The sequence below is a fragment of the Desulfobacter sp. genome (assembly GCA_028768545.1).
GTDB lineage: Bacteria > Desulfobacterota > Desulfobacteria > Desulfobacterales > Desulfobacteraceae > Desulfobacter.
Genome location: CP054838.1, coordinates 3502334 through 3516051, shown reverse-complemented (window position 1 = coordinate 3516051; position 13718 = coordinate 3502334). Strand labels below are relative to the sequence as shown.

Sequence of the window (13718 nt, the reverse complement as noted above, 5' to 3'; positions counted from 1 at the left end):
GATCAGAACTCTTCGTCCTGTTCCATGATGATCCCATGGATTTGCTGAGCTGATTCTGCCGTTTGGAGGCGGTCTTTAAACGAGTCCATTTTTAATAGCTTGGAAATCTGGGCCAGCACTTTTAAATGGCTGCCGGTATTGTTTTCCGGTGTGAGCAGAAGAAAGAAAATGTGGACAGGCTGGTTATCAAGAGAATCATAATCGATTCCTTTCCGGCTGAGGCCAAATCCAACCGTCACATCCGAGACCCCGTCTAATTTTCCATGGGGGATGGCAATGCCGCCGCCGATGCCTGTTGAGCCTAATGTTTCTCTTTCCATGATCACAGAGGCAATCTCCTCAGTCGGTGCACCTGCAGCCTTGGCTGCGGCATTGGCCAGCTCTCTGATCACCCCTGTTTTGTTATCGGCCGCAAGATCGGCAAGAATTGAGTCTTTGTTCAGAATTTCACTAATTTTCATTGGCTAAACTATCCTCTGGGCTGGATCAGGCCCAGCTTTCCATTGTTATGTTTATAAACAACATTTAATTGTTCTGTGCGTGCATTGTTGAAAACAAAAAAGGATTTTTTACCGGAATTGAGTTCTACAACCGCATCTTCAATATCCATGGGTTTGTCATCAATGGGTTCAATGATAATTTGGGGTATATTGTCCGGGCCGGCCTGGGGGACCGTCGGATTGAATTCATAGGTGTCGTTCAGGCTTTTTTTATTGCCGGACATATGGCGTTTAATTTTTTCTTTATGCTTGTTGATCTGGGCTTTAACCTTATCCATAAGCGCGTCTATGGATGAATACATGTTTTCGGATTTTTCTTTTGCATGGATATTGAGCTTGTCGCAGGTCAAGGTTATTTCCGCAATATGTCTTATCTTTTCAACAGACAGCACCACATGGGCTTCTGCAGGATTTTCCAGCATTTTGTCAAACCGGTCCAGTTTTTTTTGGATATATGCCTTGAGCGCATCAGAGGAGTCAATTTTTTTAAATGTCACCATTGTCTGCATAAAAAATCTCCTATAGTTGTTTTCGTTTATTGGAAGGCAGAATATTGAGGACCTTCCGGTATTTGGCAACGGTTCTGCGTGCAATCTGGATATCGGATTCCTGAAGTATGGCAGCAATCTTGTCGTCACTTAAGGGGGCATTGGGGTCTTCTTTTTCAATGAGTTGGCGAATCCTCTCCTTGACGCTTGCCGATGCCATGGATGCCCCGCCGGTCCGTTCAATTGAGCTGTTAAAAAAATATTTAAGCTCGAAAAGACCTTGGGGGGTATAGGCATACTTATTGGTGGTCACCCGGCTGATGGTGGATTCATGCATCTCTATATCTTCGGCAATATCCTTGAGGATCAGCGGACGAAGATAGGCAATCCCTTTTTCAAAAAATTCCCTTTGGAACTTAATGATGCTCTCCATAACCAGGTAAATGGTTTTTTGACGCTGGTGGATGCTTTTGATCAGCCAGGAGGCAGACTGCATTTTTTCATTCAGATATGCTTTGGTCTCCTTGGGGATTTTTTTCCCGTCAGCAACCGCCTCCCTGTAGAACCTGGAAATTCTTAATTTGGGCAGCCCGTCATCATTCATAACGATTTTGAAATCATCTCCGACCTTGTACACGTAGATATCCGGGGTAATATAGGCCGGATCTTCCGTGGTAAATTTTCGACCGGGCTTGGGTTCAAGAAACTGGATTATTTTAACTGCAGCACGGACATCATCGGTTGAAATTTTAAGGGCTTTTGCTATTTTTTTACTGTTTCTGTTTTCCAGATTTTTTAGATGATGGGTAATAATTTCATTGATGATATGGTTGTCAATGCCCAGTTGTTTTACCTGGATCAACAGGGTTTCGCACAAATTCCGGGCACAGACCCCCGGAGGATCAAAGGTCTGGAGAAGTGATAAGACTCCGGTTACCGTCTCAGGTTCTGCGCCGGCAGCCTGTGCAAGTTCTTCAACATCAGAGCAAAGGTATCCGTCACGGTTCAGATTACCAATAATCAGATTACCGATGGCCTCTTGTTCTGGCGCAAGTCCCGAAAGCATCAACTGCCACTTGAGATGTTGCTCCAGGGTCTTTTTTTCAGAGGTAAAGGCTTCAAAATTAGGGGCTTCTGTATTTTCAGATTCCGTGTAAATCCGGCCTGTGGAGTTATATTCATTAATATAGTTTTCCCAGTCCGTGTCAGATCTCACCCGTTCTTCAATGGTCACTTCCTTGACAGGTGCTTCATTTTCAGGGTCTGAAGGCTCATTTTCCTGCGCAGTAATTTTGTTATCTGATCCCTCATCGATGATCTTTTCCTCAAGAGCCGGGTTCTGTTCCATCTCCTGTTCGATCATTTCGGCAAGCTCGAGCCGGGACAATTGCAGCAGCTTTATGGCCTGCTGTAGTTGCGGGGTCATGACCAACTGCTGGGTCAAGGTGAGGCTTTGTTGTAGTCCAAGTTCCATGCTAAAGTTTAAAATTATCTCCCAGATAGATTTTTTTGGCTATTTCACTTGATATTATTTTCTCAGGAGGACCTGATTCTATGACCACACCTTGACTCATGATGTAGGCATGATCACACACTCCCAGGGTCTCTCTGACATTATGGTCGGAAATCAATACCCCGATTCCCTTTTGGGTCAGCTGGGATATGATTTGCTGAATATCGATTACGGCCAGCGGATCAATTCCGGCAAAGGGTTCGTCTAAAAGTATAAACATGGGATTGGTGGCCAAAACCCTTGAGATTTCAAGGCGGCGCCTTTCCCCTCCGGACAATGAGGCTGCCTTTTGGTGAGCCAGTTGGTGAATCCCGAGTTCATCCATCAAGGCAATTGCTTTTTTTTCAATGGAAATTTTGTCTTTAGGTAGCACTTCAAGTATGGCGGTTATATTTTGTTTTACGGTTAGTTTTTTAAAGATCGAGGACTCTTGGGGCAGATAGCCGATCCCCTTTCTTGCCCGCACATACATAGGGTATTGGGTGATCTCTTCTTTGTCCAAAGAGACCTTGCCGCCGTCTGGCCGTATCATGCCGACGGTCATATAAAAGGTCGTGGTTTTGCCGGCACCGTTAGGTCCGAGAAGACCGGTTACCTCTCCTTGTTTAACCGTGAGATTGACCTTGTTTACAACGGTCTTTCCCGAATAGGTCTTGACTAAATTGTCCAATACCAAATGACTCATTAATTCTTCTTTTTAAGTTGGCCTGTGGGCTGGTTTTGGTCCTGGGAATCAAAAAATGCCTGCACTCTTTTTTGACCGTCGCTTTCTACCATGACCCGTTCTTCAAGCCTGAACAGGGTAATTTTTTTTCCGGTGACATAGCTTTTACCCGTGATCAGTTTGGGTGCTTTGCCCGTAAGTATTAAAATTTCATCTCCGGTGGTATATACGGCCTTGTCGGCAAAGGCCTTGCGCTCACCCGCCGTATACTCCACATTACCGGTGGCCACAATTTTTTTAACATTACTTTGTCCCTCTTCTTTGGTCTCAGAGGTATGAAAAAAAACCTTTACAGAATCCGCCAAAAGGATGGAGTCTTCCCTTGTTGCCTTTACATTTCCGATAAATTCCACCATGGAGTTGTTTTGTTCGGCAATCATTTCATCTGAAACAACATGAAGATTCGAATCTGAGATTGCTGTGTCATTTGAGGCGCAAAACGCCTGGGCAGCAAATAACCAGAGGGATAAAACTAAAATGATCAGACCAGGGAGGCCAGGATTATGGTAGATCGAATTTTTCACTGAAGTTTCCTTTTACACGTCCTTTTAAAAAGATTAGGTTCTGATTGAGTTTGGTTACCATGGCGTCCGCTTCAAGAACAGATTGGCCATCGTCAATCACCACCCCTGAATCGGTGTGTATTATATGTGGTTCTTTGTCATAATGCAATGTTTCACTTTTCATAGTGTAGGCCTGATAACGGACGATTACATTCTCGGTAAAGCTTAAATCATGGGTTTTGGTGTTCAAAACGCCCTGGTTTGCGGTGAGGTGGACAATGGTCTTTTCTTTGGTGTAAAAAGTAACATCCACATCTTTGAGAATTGCCTTTTGCTCGTCTTTGAGCAAGGTGGCAGAGGATGCCTTGAGTTTCCATTCGGTTATTCCGTTCTTTTTGGAGACCTGCTCAAGAACATTAAGCTTTAATGCCGCCTTGGCATCCACATTGATATTTTCAATGGTGATGGGGGTGGTCAGTAAATGATTGACATAGTAAAAGATCCCAAGCCCGATAAAAATGGCTCCCAAAATCAGGGCCAGAGGCAGGATGAATTTTTTTTTGCCTGAGCCTGTCATGACAAAAATTGAGAAACCATATGTTCCCAATCCCCCCTGGCCTTAAGAATGGATTCACACACCTGCCTTACGGCACCGTGCCCGCCGGGCAGGTCGGTTGTGATGTCTGCATGTTGTTTGATTTCCAAAGGAGCATCTGACACTGTAAAGCTGACGCCTGCACGGGTCATGGCCGGAAGATCCATAAGATCATCCCCTACAAAGGCAATGTTATCAGCACAAATTCCTGTTTTTTTCACAATGGCATCAAACGCCTTGGCCTTGTCCTTAATGCCGTCAAAGATCATATCAATGCCCAGATTTTTACATCGGTGCAAAAGGGCACCAGAACTTCTCCCGGTCACGATACCGACATTTACACCGGCGTCCATGAGCAAGCGAAGGCCTAATCCGTCTTTGGAATTAAAGGTTTTAATCTGCTCGCCGGAATCTGTGTAAGTAATGTTTCCGTCGGTCAAAACCCCGTCCACATCCAGCAGTAAAAGGTAGATACGTTTAAGTTTTTTCTTCATGATTATTTTAGTTTACAACGCGTTTAATGGCTGCCAGGGTGGTCAATAAAGGCTTCATTTCATCCAAGGGCATGGAGTTGGGTCCGTCACAAAGGGCCTTGTCAGGGTCTGGATGGGTTTCCATAAAAAGTCCGTGGGCGCCTGCGGCAATGGCTGCCTTGGAAAGGGTCGGAACAAATTGCCTTTCTCCTGCCGAGGCATTCCCGCCGCCGCCGGGCAGCTGAACACTGTGGGTGGCGTCAAAAATAACGGGAAGTCCCATTTCACTGAGTATGTGAATGGATCTGAAATCCACCACAAGGTTATTGTACCCAAAACTTGAGCCCCGTTCTGTAATGGCCAGATCATGGTTACCAGTGGACTTGGCTTTGGCAATGATGTTTTTACATTCAAAAGGGGATAAAAACTGACCCTTTTTAATGGACACAGGTTTACCTGTACCACAGGCGGCAACAATTAAATCTGTCTGCCGGCATAAAAATGCCGGAATCTGGATCACATCAAGCACCTGGGCTGCTTTTTCAGCCTGATCCGGCAGATGAATATCTGAGATAACCGGAACATTCAATCGTGTTTTTATCTGTTTTAAAATCTCAAGCCCTTTGTCAAATCCCGGGCCTCGAAAGGAATGGATAGATGTCCGGTTGGCTTTATCAAACGAGGCTTTAAAAATAAAGGGAATTCCCAGCGCCTGGGTTAGGTCTTTGAGGTGGGCGGCAATATTAAAACTGGTATCGTAATCTTCAATCACACAGGGACCTGCAATCAGAAAAAAAACTGAAGGTTTGGGCTGGGTTAATTTAAAAAAGAAATTGGTCATTTGAGATATCCTTAAAATGATGACATGTTGGGGTAAAACTATAGTTATGGCGGGTAAAAGTCAAGAATCTAAACCATGGCCTCAGATAAAAATTTCATAGATTGGCCTGGATGGAAAAAGACAGGGATGGGAAATCCTTTGACCCGGTTTTCCCTGGAAGGGTAAAATTCCTTGATATGTCCGGGTTTTGCTGGTATTTTATGTTGATTTTGTTTTTGCAGTATTCTAACCTCTTGAATAAATAGGTCTATTTGATGAAAAAAGCAGTTTTTGTTTTGGTGTTTCTGGCCGTAATGGTCCCCCTTGCATGGGTGTTATTCTACAAGTATGAAGGAAAGGCTCCCCAGGCAGATATCAGTCTGCCGTCCAATTATCTTAAAAAATCATATGAAATGAACCTGACGGTCAGGGACCAGGGAATCGGGCTGAGGCGGGTCATGGTCTCTTTGATGCAAAATGGGAATGAAAAAGTGCTTTTGGACAAAACCTATCCCCCTTCATCCATTTTATCCTTGTTTTCGGATATGAAAAAAAATACAGACAGCTTTAAAATACCGGTTGAATCAAGAAAGTACGGTATGAATGATGGAGACGCGGTGATCCGTATTCTTATTCTTGATTATTCCTGGCACGGGTGGAACAAAGGAAATCAATTCTACGAGGAACGCCAGGTGGTCATAGACACAAAGCCGCCTCAGATAAGAGTTTTATCCCAGCAGCATAATGTGACAAAGGGGGGAACAGGTCTTGTCCTCTACCGAATCAACGAAGAGAATATAAAAAGCGGGGTAATGGTTGGCGAGCATTTTTTTCCAGGATACCCAGGCATTGTAAAAGATACCGCGGTCTTTGCCTCCTTTTTTGCCCTGGACCACCATCAGGGACCTGGCACCCGTATTTTTGTCAAGGCGACAGATCCTGCTGGAAATGTTTCCAAACGAGGGTTTCACCACTACATCAGCGATAAAAATTTTAAAACAGATGTGCTCAACATCTCTGACCGTTTTTTAGAAAGAAAAGTGCCTGATATTGATATTGGACCGGAAAAAGAGCAGAGCCTTTCAACCGGCAAGCACTCGCTTTTGAACAAGTTTTTATACGTCAATAAAGTATTGAGAGAGAAAAATGTAAACACGGTTTTAGCCGTTCCCCAAGATACTGTGGGCCAGTTGATGTGGGAGGGACGCTTTGTCCGCCTTGCGGCAGCTGCCAACCGTGCAGGATTTGCAGATCGAAGAATTTACAAGCACCGGGGCCGCGAAATTGACCGGGCGGTTCACATGGGGGTGGATCTTGCCTCAACCTCAAATGCTAAGGTGGCCGCAGCCAATGGGGGCAGAGTGATCATGACCCGGGATGTGGGCATATTCGGCAATACCGTGATCATTGATCATGGATTTGGCCTTGCAAGTCTTTATGCCCATTTAAGTGACATACGGGTACAAGAGGGGGATGAGGTGTCCAAGGGGGATATTATCGGAAATACCGGGCTTACCGGCCTTGCAGGCGGGGATCATCTTCATTTTTCCATGATTGTAAACAATGTATTTGTCAATCCTTTGGAATGGTGGGACAGCACCTGGATCAAGCATAATATTACCTCAAAAATAGCGGCTGTGGAAAACCAGGCCAACTAGAATTTATAATCGGGATAATTCACAAAATGAGCCAGTATCAGGTTAATAAAACATACCAAGAGATAAATGATAAAATTGCCAAGGGCGAGGCTGTGGTGGTGACCGCCGAAGAGATTATTGACATTGCTCAAAAACAAGGGGTGGTGGAAGCTGCAAAAAAAGTCGATGTGGTGACCACAGGCACCTTTGCACCCATGTGTTCTTCCGGGGCCTTTATCAATATCGGCCAGTCAAACCCCTTGGTCAGAACCACCAAAACATGGTTTAACAACGTGCCGGCCTATTCTGGAATTGCGGCTGTGGACTGCTATCTTGGGGCCACCCAGACCTGTGATAACGACCCGCTTAACAAATACCACCCAGGGGAATTCAACTATGGGGGGGGGCATGTGATCCAGGATCTTGTGGCGGGCAAAGAAGTTCATTTGCGTGCCGAAAGTTACGGTACAGACTGTTATCCCAATTTAAAAATTGAGAAAATGGTCACCTTAAAAGATCTTCCCAATGCCATGCTCTGCAATCCCAGAAATTGTTACCAAAACTATAATTGCGCAATTAACCGGGCCGACAGGGTCAAGTACACCTATATGGGAACTTTGAAATCCAATATGGGCAATGCCAATTACTCTACTTCAGGTGAACTCAGCCCCTTGTTCAATGACCCGTATTTAAAAACCATTGGTGTGGGCACCCGGATTTTTCTTGGCGGGGCCCAGGGGTATGTGACCTGGACCGGTACCCAGCATAAAAAAGAGGTGGAGCGCGGACTTAACGGGGTCCCGTTGAGTGCGGCAGGTACATTGGCGCTGACAGGCGATTTAAAACAGATGTCCCCGGACTGGCTCGTGGGCCAGAGCATTAGAGGATACGGGGTCTCCCTTTCTGTGGGCGTGGGCATCCCCATCCCCATATTAAACGAAGAAATTTTAAAATTCACCTCCGTATCGGACAAGGAAATTTTTACACAGATTGTGGATTACGGGTATGATTATCCCCGGGCGATTTCCAAATCCTACGGCCAGGTCAGCTATGATGAGCTAAAAAGTGGAACCATTATGGTCAAGGGCAAAACCGTGCCAACGGTGCCGCTTTCCTCCATGGTAAAGGCAAGAAAAATTGCAGATATACTTAAACTTGAAATCCAGCGGTCCAGGTTTTTTATCGGACATCCCCAGCACCTGTTCTGTTAAAATTGAAAAGAAATCAAGATGAAATCTAAAAAGAAGAACGTCTGGCGTGAGAATATAGAGGCCATTGTCATTGCTATTATCATTGCCTTATTTATTCGGACTTTCATTGTCCAGGCCTTTAAAATCCCCTCGGGCTCAATGCTTGAAACCCTTCAGATCGGAGATCAGATCCTGGTCAATAAATTCATCTACGGGGTTAAAATTCCATTTACCCATGGCAAAACCCTGATCCTGGGCAAAAATCCCCAAAAAGAAGATATTGTGGTTTTTGAATATCCAGAAGACCCGTCCAAAGATTATATTAAACGGGTGATTGCCGTGGGAGGGGATACGGTTGAGATTGTGGACAAACAGCTTTACGTCAATGACAAGCGTATTGTTGACCAGCCATGGGCGGTCTACCGAGACGACAGGATTATCCCGGGCCAGTATACCACCCGGGACAATATGAAAAAAATAACCATACCGCCCAAAAAGATCTTTGTCATGGGAGATAACAGGGACAACAGTCACGATTCAAGGTTTTGGGGATTTGTTGATCTTCGCCAGGTCAAAGGAGAGGCCTTTATGATTTATTGGTCCTGGAACAAGGATCGTTTCGGAATCCGGTGGAACCGAATCGGTAATCTTTTATTTTAAGGACAACGCTATGCGGTTTGAAAAGAAAAATATTCTGGATATCCACAGTTTAAGCCAAGACCAGATTTCAATGATTCTGGATACGGCCTTTGGGATGAAAGAGGTTTCAGAACGGCCTGTCAAAAAAGTACCGACCCTCAGGGGTAAAACCATTGTATTGTTTTTTCAAGAACCCTCGACCCGGACAAAACTTTCCTTTGAACTGGCTGCAAAACGGCTGTCTGCAGATACCGTGTCCATTGCAAAAAGCTCATCTTCCATTGTCAAGGGAGAGACCCTTATTGACACGGCCAAAAATCTTGAGGCCATGAAGCCGGACGTGATTGTCATGCGGCATTCTTCATCAGGGGCTGCTTTTCAGGTCTCCCAACGGGTAAATTGTTCGGTGATCAATGCAGGCGACGGCACCCATGCCCATCCTTCCCAGGCCCTTTTGGACATGATGAGCATAAAAGAAAAAAAAGGATGTCTTAAAGGGCTTAACATATCCATTGTCGGGGATATTTCCCATTCCCGGGTGGCCAGGTCCGATATTGTAGGCCTGTCCAAAATGGGGGCCAATGTCCGGGTCTGCGCCCCTGAAACCATGATCCCCATGGGCATCGAAAACATGGGCTGCACAGTGGCAAAAAACATGGAATCCTGTGTCAAAGATGCCGATGTCATCATGATGCTCAGAATTCAAAAAGAACGCCAGGGAAATATGCTTTTTCCCAGCGAACGTGAATATGCAAGCCTTTACGGGCTCAACAAAAAAAGGATAGCGCTGGCAAGCCCGGACGTAATGGTCATGCACCCGGGGCCCATGAACCGGGGGGTTGAAATTTCAAGTGATATTGCAGATTCAGATTGTTCAATGATTTTGGACCAGGTCACCAATGGCGTGGCATTGCGTATGGCGCTGTTCTATCTTTTGGCAGGAGGCAGCAGACATGCAGATACTGATTAAAGGGGCAAGGGTAGTGGACCCGGGCAATTTGGATGAATCCAAGGATATTCTCATTAAAGATGGATTTTTTGAACAGATCCTGACCCCGGATTCCCATGCGATTGAACCCGATACCCAGGTGATTGATGCAAAAGGATTGATTGCCGTTCCCGGGTTGATCGATGTCCATGTTCATTTAAGGGAACCAGGACAAGAGTATAAGGAAACCGTTGCGTCCGGGCTTTGTGCTGCAGCCGCAGGCGGATTCACAGCGGTGTGTTCCATGCCCAATACCCAGCCTGTCAATGACAACGGCCAGGTCACCACCTTTATCATCAGCCAGGGCAAACGGGCGAAATCCGCCAAGGTTTATCCGGCCGGCGCCATCTCACAAGGCTCCTGCGGCACCAATCTGGCCCAAATTTTTGACATGAAGCAGGCCGGCATCCGGGCGGTGACCGATGACGGTCTGCCCGTGAAAAACGCCCAATTGATGAGACGGGCCTTGGAATACTGCAAAAGCATGGATCTTCCCGTGCTTGTTCATGCAGAAGACAAGGATCTGGTCAATGGGGGGGCCATGAATGAAGGACTGCCTGCAACCATTTTGGGCATCAAAGGAATCCCCAATGCTGCCGAATCCATCATGGTCTGCAGGGACATTGCCCTTGCCGAACTCACCGGCTCAAGAGTTCATTTTTGTCATATGAGCACACAAGAGTCCATTGAGGCCATACGCCAGGCCAAAAAACGGGGAGTGAATGTCACCTGTGAAACCGCACCCCATTATTTTACACTCACTGACCAGGATATCCCCCCATATGACACTCACTATAAGATGAATCCGCCCCTGCGGTCTGAAAAGGACAGACAGGCCATCATAGAAGGGCTTAAGGACGGTACAATTGACATGATCGCCACAGATCATGCCCCCCATAATGCAGATGAAAAAGATGTGGAGTTTGACCGGGCCGCCTTTGGGATTATCGGACTGGAAACGGCCTTGCCCCTGTCGTTAAAACTGGTTTTGGACGGCCATCTTTCTTTAAACACCCTGGTAAAAAAAATGGCCAAGGCACCGGCACAGCTCATGGGTCTTAGCAATGATATAACACCGGGAAATGCTGCCGATTTGACCCTCATTGACCTTGACTCTGATCTTATCATCAATCCTGATACCTTTATTTCCAAAAGCCGCAACACCCCGTTTGCAGGCCTCAAGGTCAGGGGGCAGGCGGTGATGACTCTGGTTGACGGCAGAATCGTTCATTCAAAAATTTAGGGTGCAGGACAAGGGGACCATGGAACACAAGCACAGCATTTTAGTGGTAGACGATGAAATCAGCATGCGTGAGTTCTTGGACATGCTGCTCTCCAAGCAGGGGTATAAGGTTTCTTTGGCCAAAAACGGGAACCAGGCCTTAAAAAAAATTCAAAAAAAGACCTATGACCTTGTGCTCACAGATATCCGTCTGGGTGATATCACCGGACTGGATGTGCTCCGGGCCGTTAAAAAGGAAAATACTGAAACCGTTGTTATCATGATTTCAGCCTATTCCACCACAGAAATTGCCGTGGAAGCCATGAACGAAGGGGCATATGATTTTGTGCCCAAGCCTTTTGACAATAACGAATTGCGCCAGACTATTGCCAAGGCCCTTGAACTTAGAACGCTTGAGCATGAAAAGGAAAGACGGTCTTCAGAGCTTAAAACCCATGTTCATTTTAACCAGATTATCGGCAACAGCCCGGGCATGCAGGGTATTTACACACGGATCCGTCAGATCGGGCCCACCAAGACCAATGTTCTGATCACAGGGGAGAGCGGCACGGGCAAAGAACTCATTGCCAGGGCCATCCATGAAAATTCCGACCGCAGGGATAATCCCTTTGTGGTGGTCAATTGCGGGGGGATTCCTGACACCCTTATGGAAAGTGAATTTTTCGGCCATGTCAAAGGCTCATTCACCGGGGCGATCAGCGATAAACAAGGATTGTTTCAGGCGGCTAACAAGGGCACGATTTTTCTTGATGAAATTGGTGAATTGTCCACCTTTCTCCAGGTGAAATTGCTCAGGGCTGTTCAGGAGACCCGATTCAAACCCGTGGGCGGTACAGCGGAAATCGATGTGGATGTCAGGATCATATCTGCAACCAATAAAAAATTGGAGCAGGAAGTCATTGAGGGCAATTTCAGGGAAGATCTTTTTTTCCGCCTCAATGTGATCCCCATAAAGGTTCCGCCCCTGAGAAACAGAAAAGGGGATATTGAACTTTTATCTGCCCATTTTGCTGAAAAATACTCAACAAAACTGGGCAAAGACATTGTCAAGCTTTCCTCCTATGCCATTGATTTTTTAAATAAATATTCTTTTCCCGGCAATGTCAGGGAACTTGAAAATTTGATTGAACGATCTGTGGCGCTTTCTTCAACCAATATTATTCTGCCCGAAAGCCTGACCATTTCCATGCATAAAAAAAGAAGATGGATAGAAGGGATCAAGGGAAATCGGTTTGATTTAGATGATGTGGCAAGCGGGGTAAATCTGGATGAAGTCCTTGCCAGTATTGAGTCTGCCTATCTTGAAAAGGCCATGGAATTGTCCGGCGGGAACAAAAAAAAGGCAGCCGAATACCTCAACTTGAGCATGCGGTCTTTTCGGTACCGTCTGGACAAGATGGAAACCGAGCCTGACAGCGATTAGGGTTTCTTTCCGATTTAAAAATATAAAATCGGGCTATTTTTTATTGGCCTCCATATCAAACCACATGGCAAACAGGGTGAACTGGCTGGCACTGAGAAAAGAGACCATGGCAGCCAATGCATTAATGGATGGGATCTGGCCGTTCATATACCACATGATAAAAAGCCGTACAAACAGAAGTGCAGAAGCGATTCCGGAAAGAATTCCCAGAAAATAAAAAAAGACCAGAGGGTGAAAGTCACGGATAATATACTTTTCCTTCATCCGCCATGCAAACAATTTGACCAGCAGCCACCCGATGCTGAAGATGACCCGATGGATTTTAATGCCGGATTTTTCTCCGATATTATAAACCGGCTCCACAGGGATATCCAGAACCTTGAAATTTTCAACGTTCAGCCTGACCAATACATCATTGGGCTGGCCGTAGCGTTTGTACATTTTGTCCCAGTCAATGGCGGCCAAAGCCTTTTTATTGATCACGGTATAGCCGGACTGGGAATCTGCAATTTGCCAATATCCTGAAGCAATTTTGGTCAGTAAAGACAGGATACTGTTCCCAAAATATCTGATTTTAGGAATTTTGGTGAATGCTTCACCGGTAAACAGGCGGTTGCCCTTGGTATAATCCGCCTTTTCTTCCACGATAGGGTCAACCAGGGCAGGCAGATCATCAGGATTCATCTGACCGTCCCCTGCCATGACCACGGCCATATCCATTTGATGGTCCCTGGCCCATTTATAACCTGTGGCAATGCTGCCCCCCACACCCTGGTTGGTTTCATGCTCTATCAGGACAACTTTTGGATGATTGAGCATAATTTTTTTCACTCTGTCCACCGTACGGTCCGTGCTTAGATCATCTATAATCACAATAACGTCCACGTAGTCGGGCATGGTCTCAACTACTATTTGGATCTGGGTCTCTTCGTTATAGCAGGGAATGACGGCGCACAGGGTGTGATTTTTATACATATTTTTT

General features: G+C 45.8%; 15 protein-coding genes. 6 read left to right on the top strand and 9 right to left on the bottom strand.

The features are described 5' to 3' along the window. Positions 1 to 2 precede the first annotated feature (2 nt). Genes HUN05_17055 through kdsA form a run of 8 tightly spaced genes read right to left on the bottom strand, consistent with a single transcriptional unit; the run spans position 3 to position 5637 of the window. Positions 3 to 461 (bottom strand): PTS sugar transporter subunit IIA, encoded by a 459-nt coding sequence (locus HUN05_17055; protein ID WDP86620.1) that lies wholly within the window; start codon positions 459 to 461, stop codon positions 3 to 5. 8 nt (positions 462 to 469) lie between these two features. Continuing rightward, positions 470 to 1009: a ribosome-associated translation inhibitor RaiA gene (gene raiA / locus HUN05_17050; protein WDP86619.1), complete on the bottom strand. Its 540-nt coding sequence runs from the start codon at positions 1007 to 1009 to the stop codon at positions 470 to 472. 10 nt (positions 1010 to 1019) lie between these two features. After that, complete coding sequence (gene rpoN, locus HUN05_17045) at positions 1020 to 2462, bottom strand: RNA polymerase factor sigma-54 (protein ID WDP86618.1); 1443 nt, start codon at positions 2460 to 2462, stop codon at positions 1020 to 1022. 1 nt (position 2463) lies between these two features. Beyond that, complete coding sequence (gene lptB / locus HUN05_17040; GenBank protein WDP86617.1) at positions 2464 to 3186, bottom strand: LPS export ABC transporter ATP-binding protein; 723 nt, start codon at positions 3184 to 3186, stop codon at positions 2464 to 2466. Continuing rightward, entirely contained in the window at positions 3186 to 3749 is a 564-nt protein-coding gene (locus tag HUN05_17035; GenBank protein WDP86616.1) for a hypothetical protein, read from the bottom strand. The genes lptB and HUN05_17035 overlap by 1 nt, the downstream gene beginning before the upstream one ends. Continuing rightward, complete coding sequence (gene lptC / locus HUN05_17030) at positions 3727 to 4305, bottom strand: LPS export ABC transporter periplasmic protein LptC (protein WDP88112.1); 579 nt, start codon at positions 4303 to 4305, stop codon at positions 3727 to 3729. The genes HUN05_17035 and lptC overlap by 23 nt, the downstream gene beginning before the upstream one ends. Then, entirely contained in the window at positions 4302 to 4817 is a 516-nt protein-coding gene (locus tag HUN05_17025) for an HAD-IIIA family hydrolase (GenBank protein WDP86615.1), read from the bottom strand. The genes lptC and HUN05_17025 overlap by 4 nt, the downstream gene beginning before the upstream one ends. A 7-nt stretch (positions 4818 to 4824) precedes the next feature. Further along, positions 4825 to 5637 (bottom strand): 3-deoxy-8-phosphooctulonate synthase, encoded by an 813-nt coding sequence (gene kdsA / locus HUN05_17020; GenBank protein WDP86614.1) that lies wholly within the window; start codon positions 5635 to 5637, stop codon positions 4825 to 4827. Between the two features lie 254 nt (positions 5638 to 5891). On the opposite strand from kdsA, the gene HUN05_17015 reads away from it, so the two are divergent. From HUN05_17015 to HUN05_16990, 6 genes are read left to right on the top strand one after another with little or no spacing between them, the layout of a single operon-like run. After that, on the top strand, positions 5892 to 7274 hold the full coding sequence (locus HUN05_17015; GenBank protein ID WDP86613.1) for a M23 family metallopeptidase: 1383 nt from the start codon (positions 5892 to 5894) through the stop codon (positions 7272 to 7274). Positions 7275 to 7300: 26 nt separating this feature from the next. Continuing rightward, entirely contained in the window at positions 7301 to 8464 is a 1164-nt protein-coding gene (locus HUN05_17010) for a homocysteine biosynthesis protein (GenBank protein WDP86612.1), read from the top strand. Between the two features lie 18 nt (positions 8465 to 8482). Continuing rightward, a complete protein-coding gene (lepB, locus tag HUN05_17005; protein ID WDP86611.1) occupies positions 8483 to 9103 on the top strand; it encodes a signal peptidase I in 621 nt (206 codons plus the stop codon). Positions 9104 to 9113: 10 nt separating this feature from the next. After that, a complete protein-coding gene (locus HUN05_17000; protein ID WDP86610.1) occupies positions 9114 to 10052 on the top strand; it encodes an aspartate carbamoyltransferase catalytic subunit in 939 nt (312 codons plus the stop codon). Then, positions 10036 to 11313, top strand: a complete 1278-nt coding sequence (locus tag HUN05_16995) for a dihydroorotase (GenBank protein WDP86609.1) — start codon at positions 10036 to 10038, stop codon at positions 11311 to 11313. The genes HUN05_17000 and HUN05_16995 overlap by 17 nt, the downstream gene beginning before the upstream one ends. 19 nt (positions 11314 to 11332) lie before the next feature. Then, the gene (locus tag HUN05_16990) at positions 11333 to 12736 is read left to right on the top strand and encodes a sigma-54-dependent Fis family transcriptional regulator (protein ID WDP86608.1); all 1404 of its coding nucleotides are present in this window, start codon (positions 11333 to 11335) and stop codon (positions 12734 to 12736) included. A gap of 33 nt (positions 12737 to 12769) precedes the next feature. On the opposite strand, the gene HUN05_16985 is transcribed toward HUN05_16990, so the two are convergent. Beyond that, positions 12770 to 13711, bottom strand: coding sequence for a glycosyltransferase family 2 protein (locus tag HUN05_16985; protein ID WDP86607.1), 942 nt, complete (start codon positions 13709 to 13711; stop codon positions 12770 to 12772). Positions 13712 to 13718: the final 7 nt, after the last annotated feature.

Bases quoted from the DNA above. Each gene is read 5' to 3' on its own strand.
- HUN05_17055 (WDP86620.1), bottom strand. From the start codon at position 461: ATGAAAATTAGTGAAATTCTGAACAAAGACTCAATTCTTGCCGATCTT.
- raiA (WDP86619.1), bottom strand. From the start codon at position 1,009: ATGCAGACAATGGTGACATTTAAAAAAATTGACTCCTCTGATGCGCTC.
- rpoN (WDP86618.1), bottom strand. From the start codon at position 2,462: ATGGAACTTGGACTACAACAAAGCCTCACCTTGACCCAGCAGTTGGTC.
- lptB (WDP86617.1), bottom strand. From the start codon at position 3,186: ATGAGTCATTTGGTATTGGACAATTTAGTCAAGACCTATTCGGGAAAG.
- lptC (WDP88112.1), bottom strand. From the start codon at position 4,305: ATGACAGGCTCAGGCAAAAAAAAATTCATCCTGCCTCTGGCCCTGATT.
- HUN05_17025 (WDP86615.1), bottom strand. From the start codon at position 4,817: ATGAAGAAAAAACTTAAACGTATCTACCTTTTACTGCTGGATGTGGAC.
- kdsA (WDP86614.1), bottom strand. From the start codon at position 5,637: ATGACCAATTTCTTTTTTAAATTAACCCAGCCCAAACCTTCAGTTTTT.
- HUN05_17015 (WDP86613.1), top strand. From the start codon at position 5,892: ATGAAAAAAGCAGTTTTTGTTTTGGTGTTTCTGGCCGTAATGGTCCCC.
- HUN05_17010 (WDP86612.1), top strand. From the start codon at position 7,301: ATGAGCCAGTATCAGGTTAATAAAACATACCAAGAGATAAATGATAAA.
- lepB (WDP86611.1), top strand. From the start codon at position 8,483: ATGAAATCTAAAAAGAAGAACGTCTGGCGTGAGAATATAGAGGCCATT.
- HUN05_17000 (WDP86610.1), top strand. From the start codon at position 9,114: ATGCGGTTTGAAAAGAAAAATATTCTGGATATCCACAGTTTAAGCCAA.
- HUN05_16995 (WDP86609.1), top strand. From the start codon at position 10,036: ATGCAGATACTGATTAAAGGGGCAAGGGTAGTGGACCCGGGCAATTTG.
- HUN05_16990 (WDP86608.1), top strand. From the start codon at position 11,333: ATGGAACACAAGCACAGCATTTTAGTGGTAGACGATGAAATCAGCATG.
- HUN05_16985 (WDP86607.1), bottom strand. From the start codon at position 13,711: ATGTATAAAAATCACACCCTGTGCGCCGTCATTCCCTGCTATAACGAA.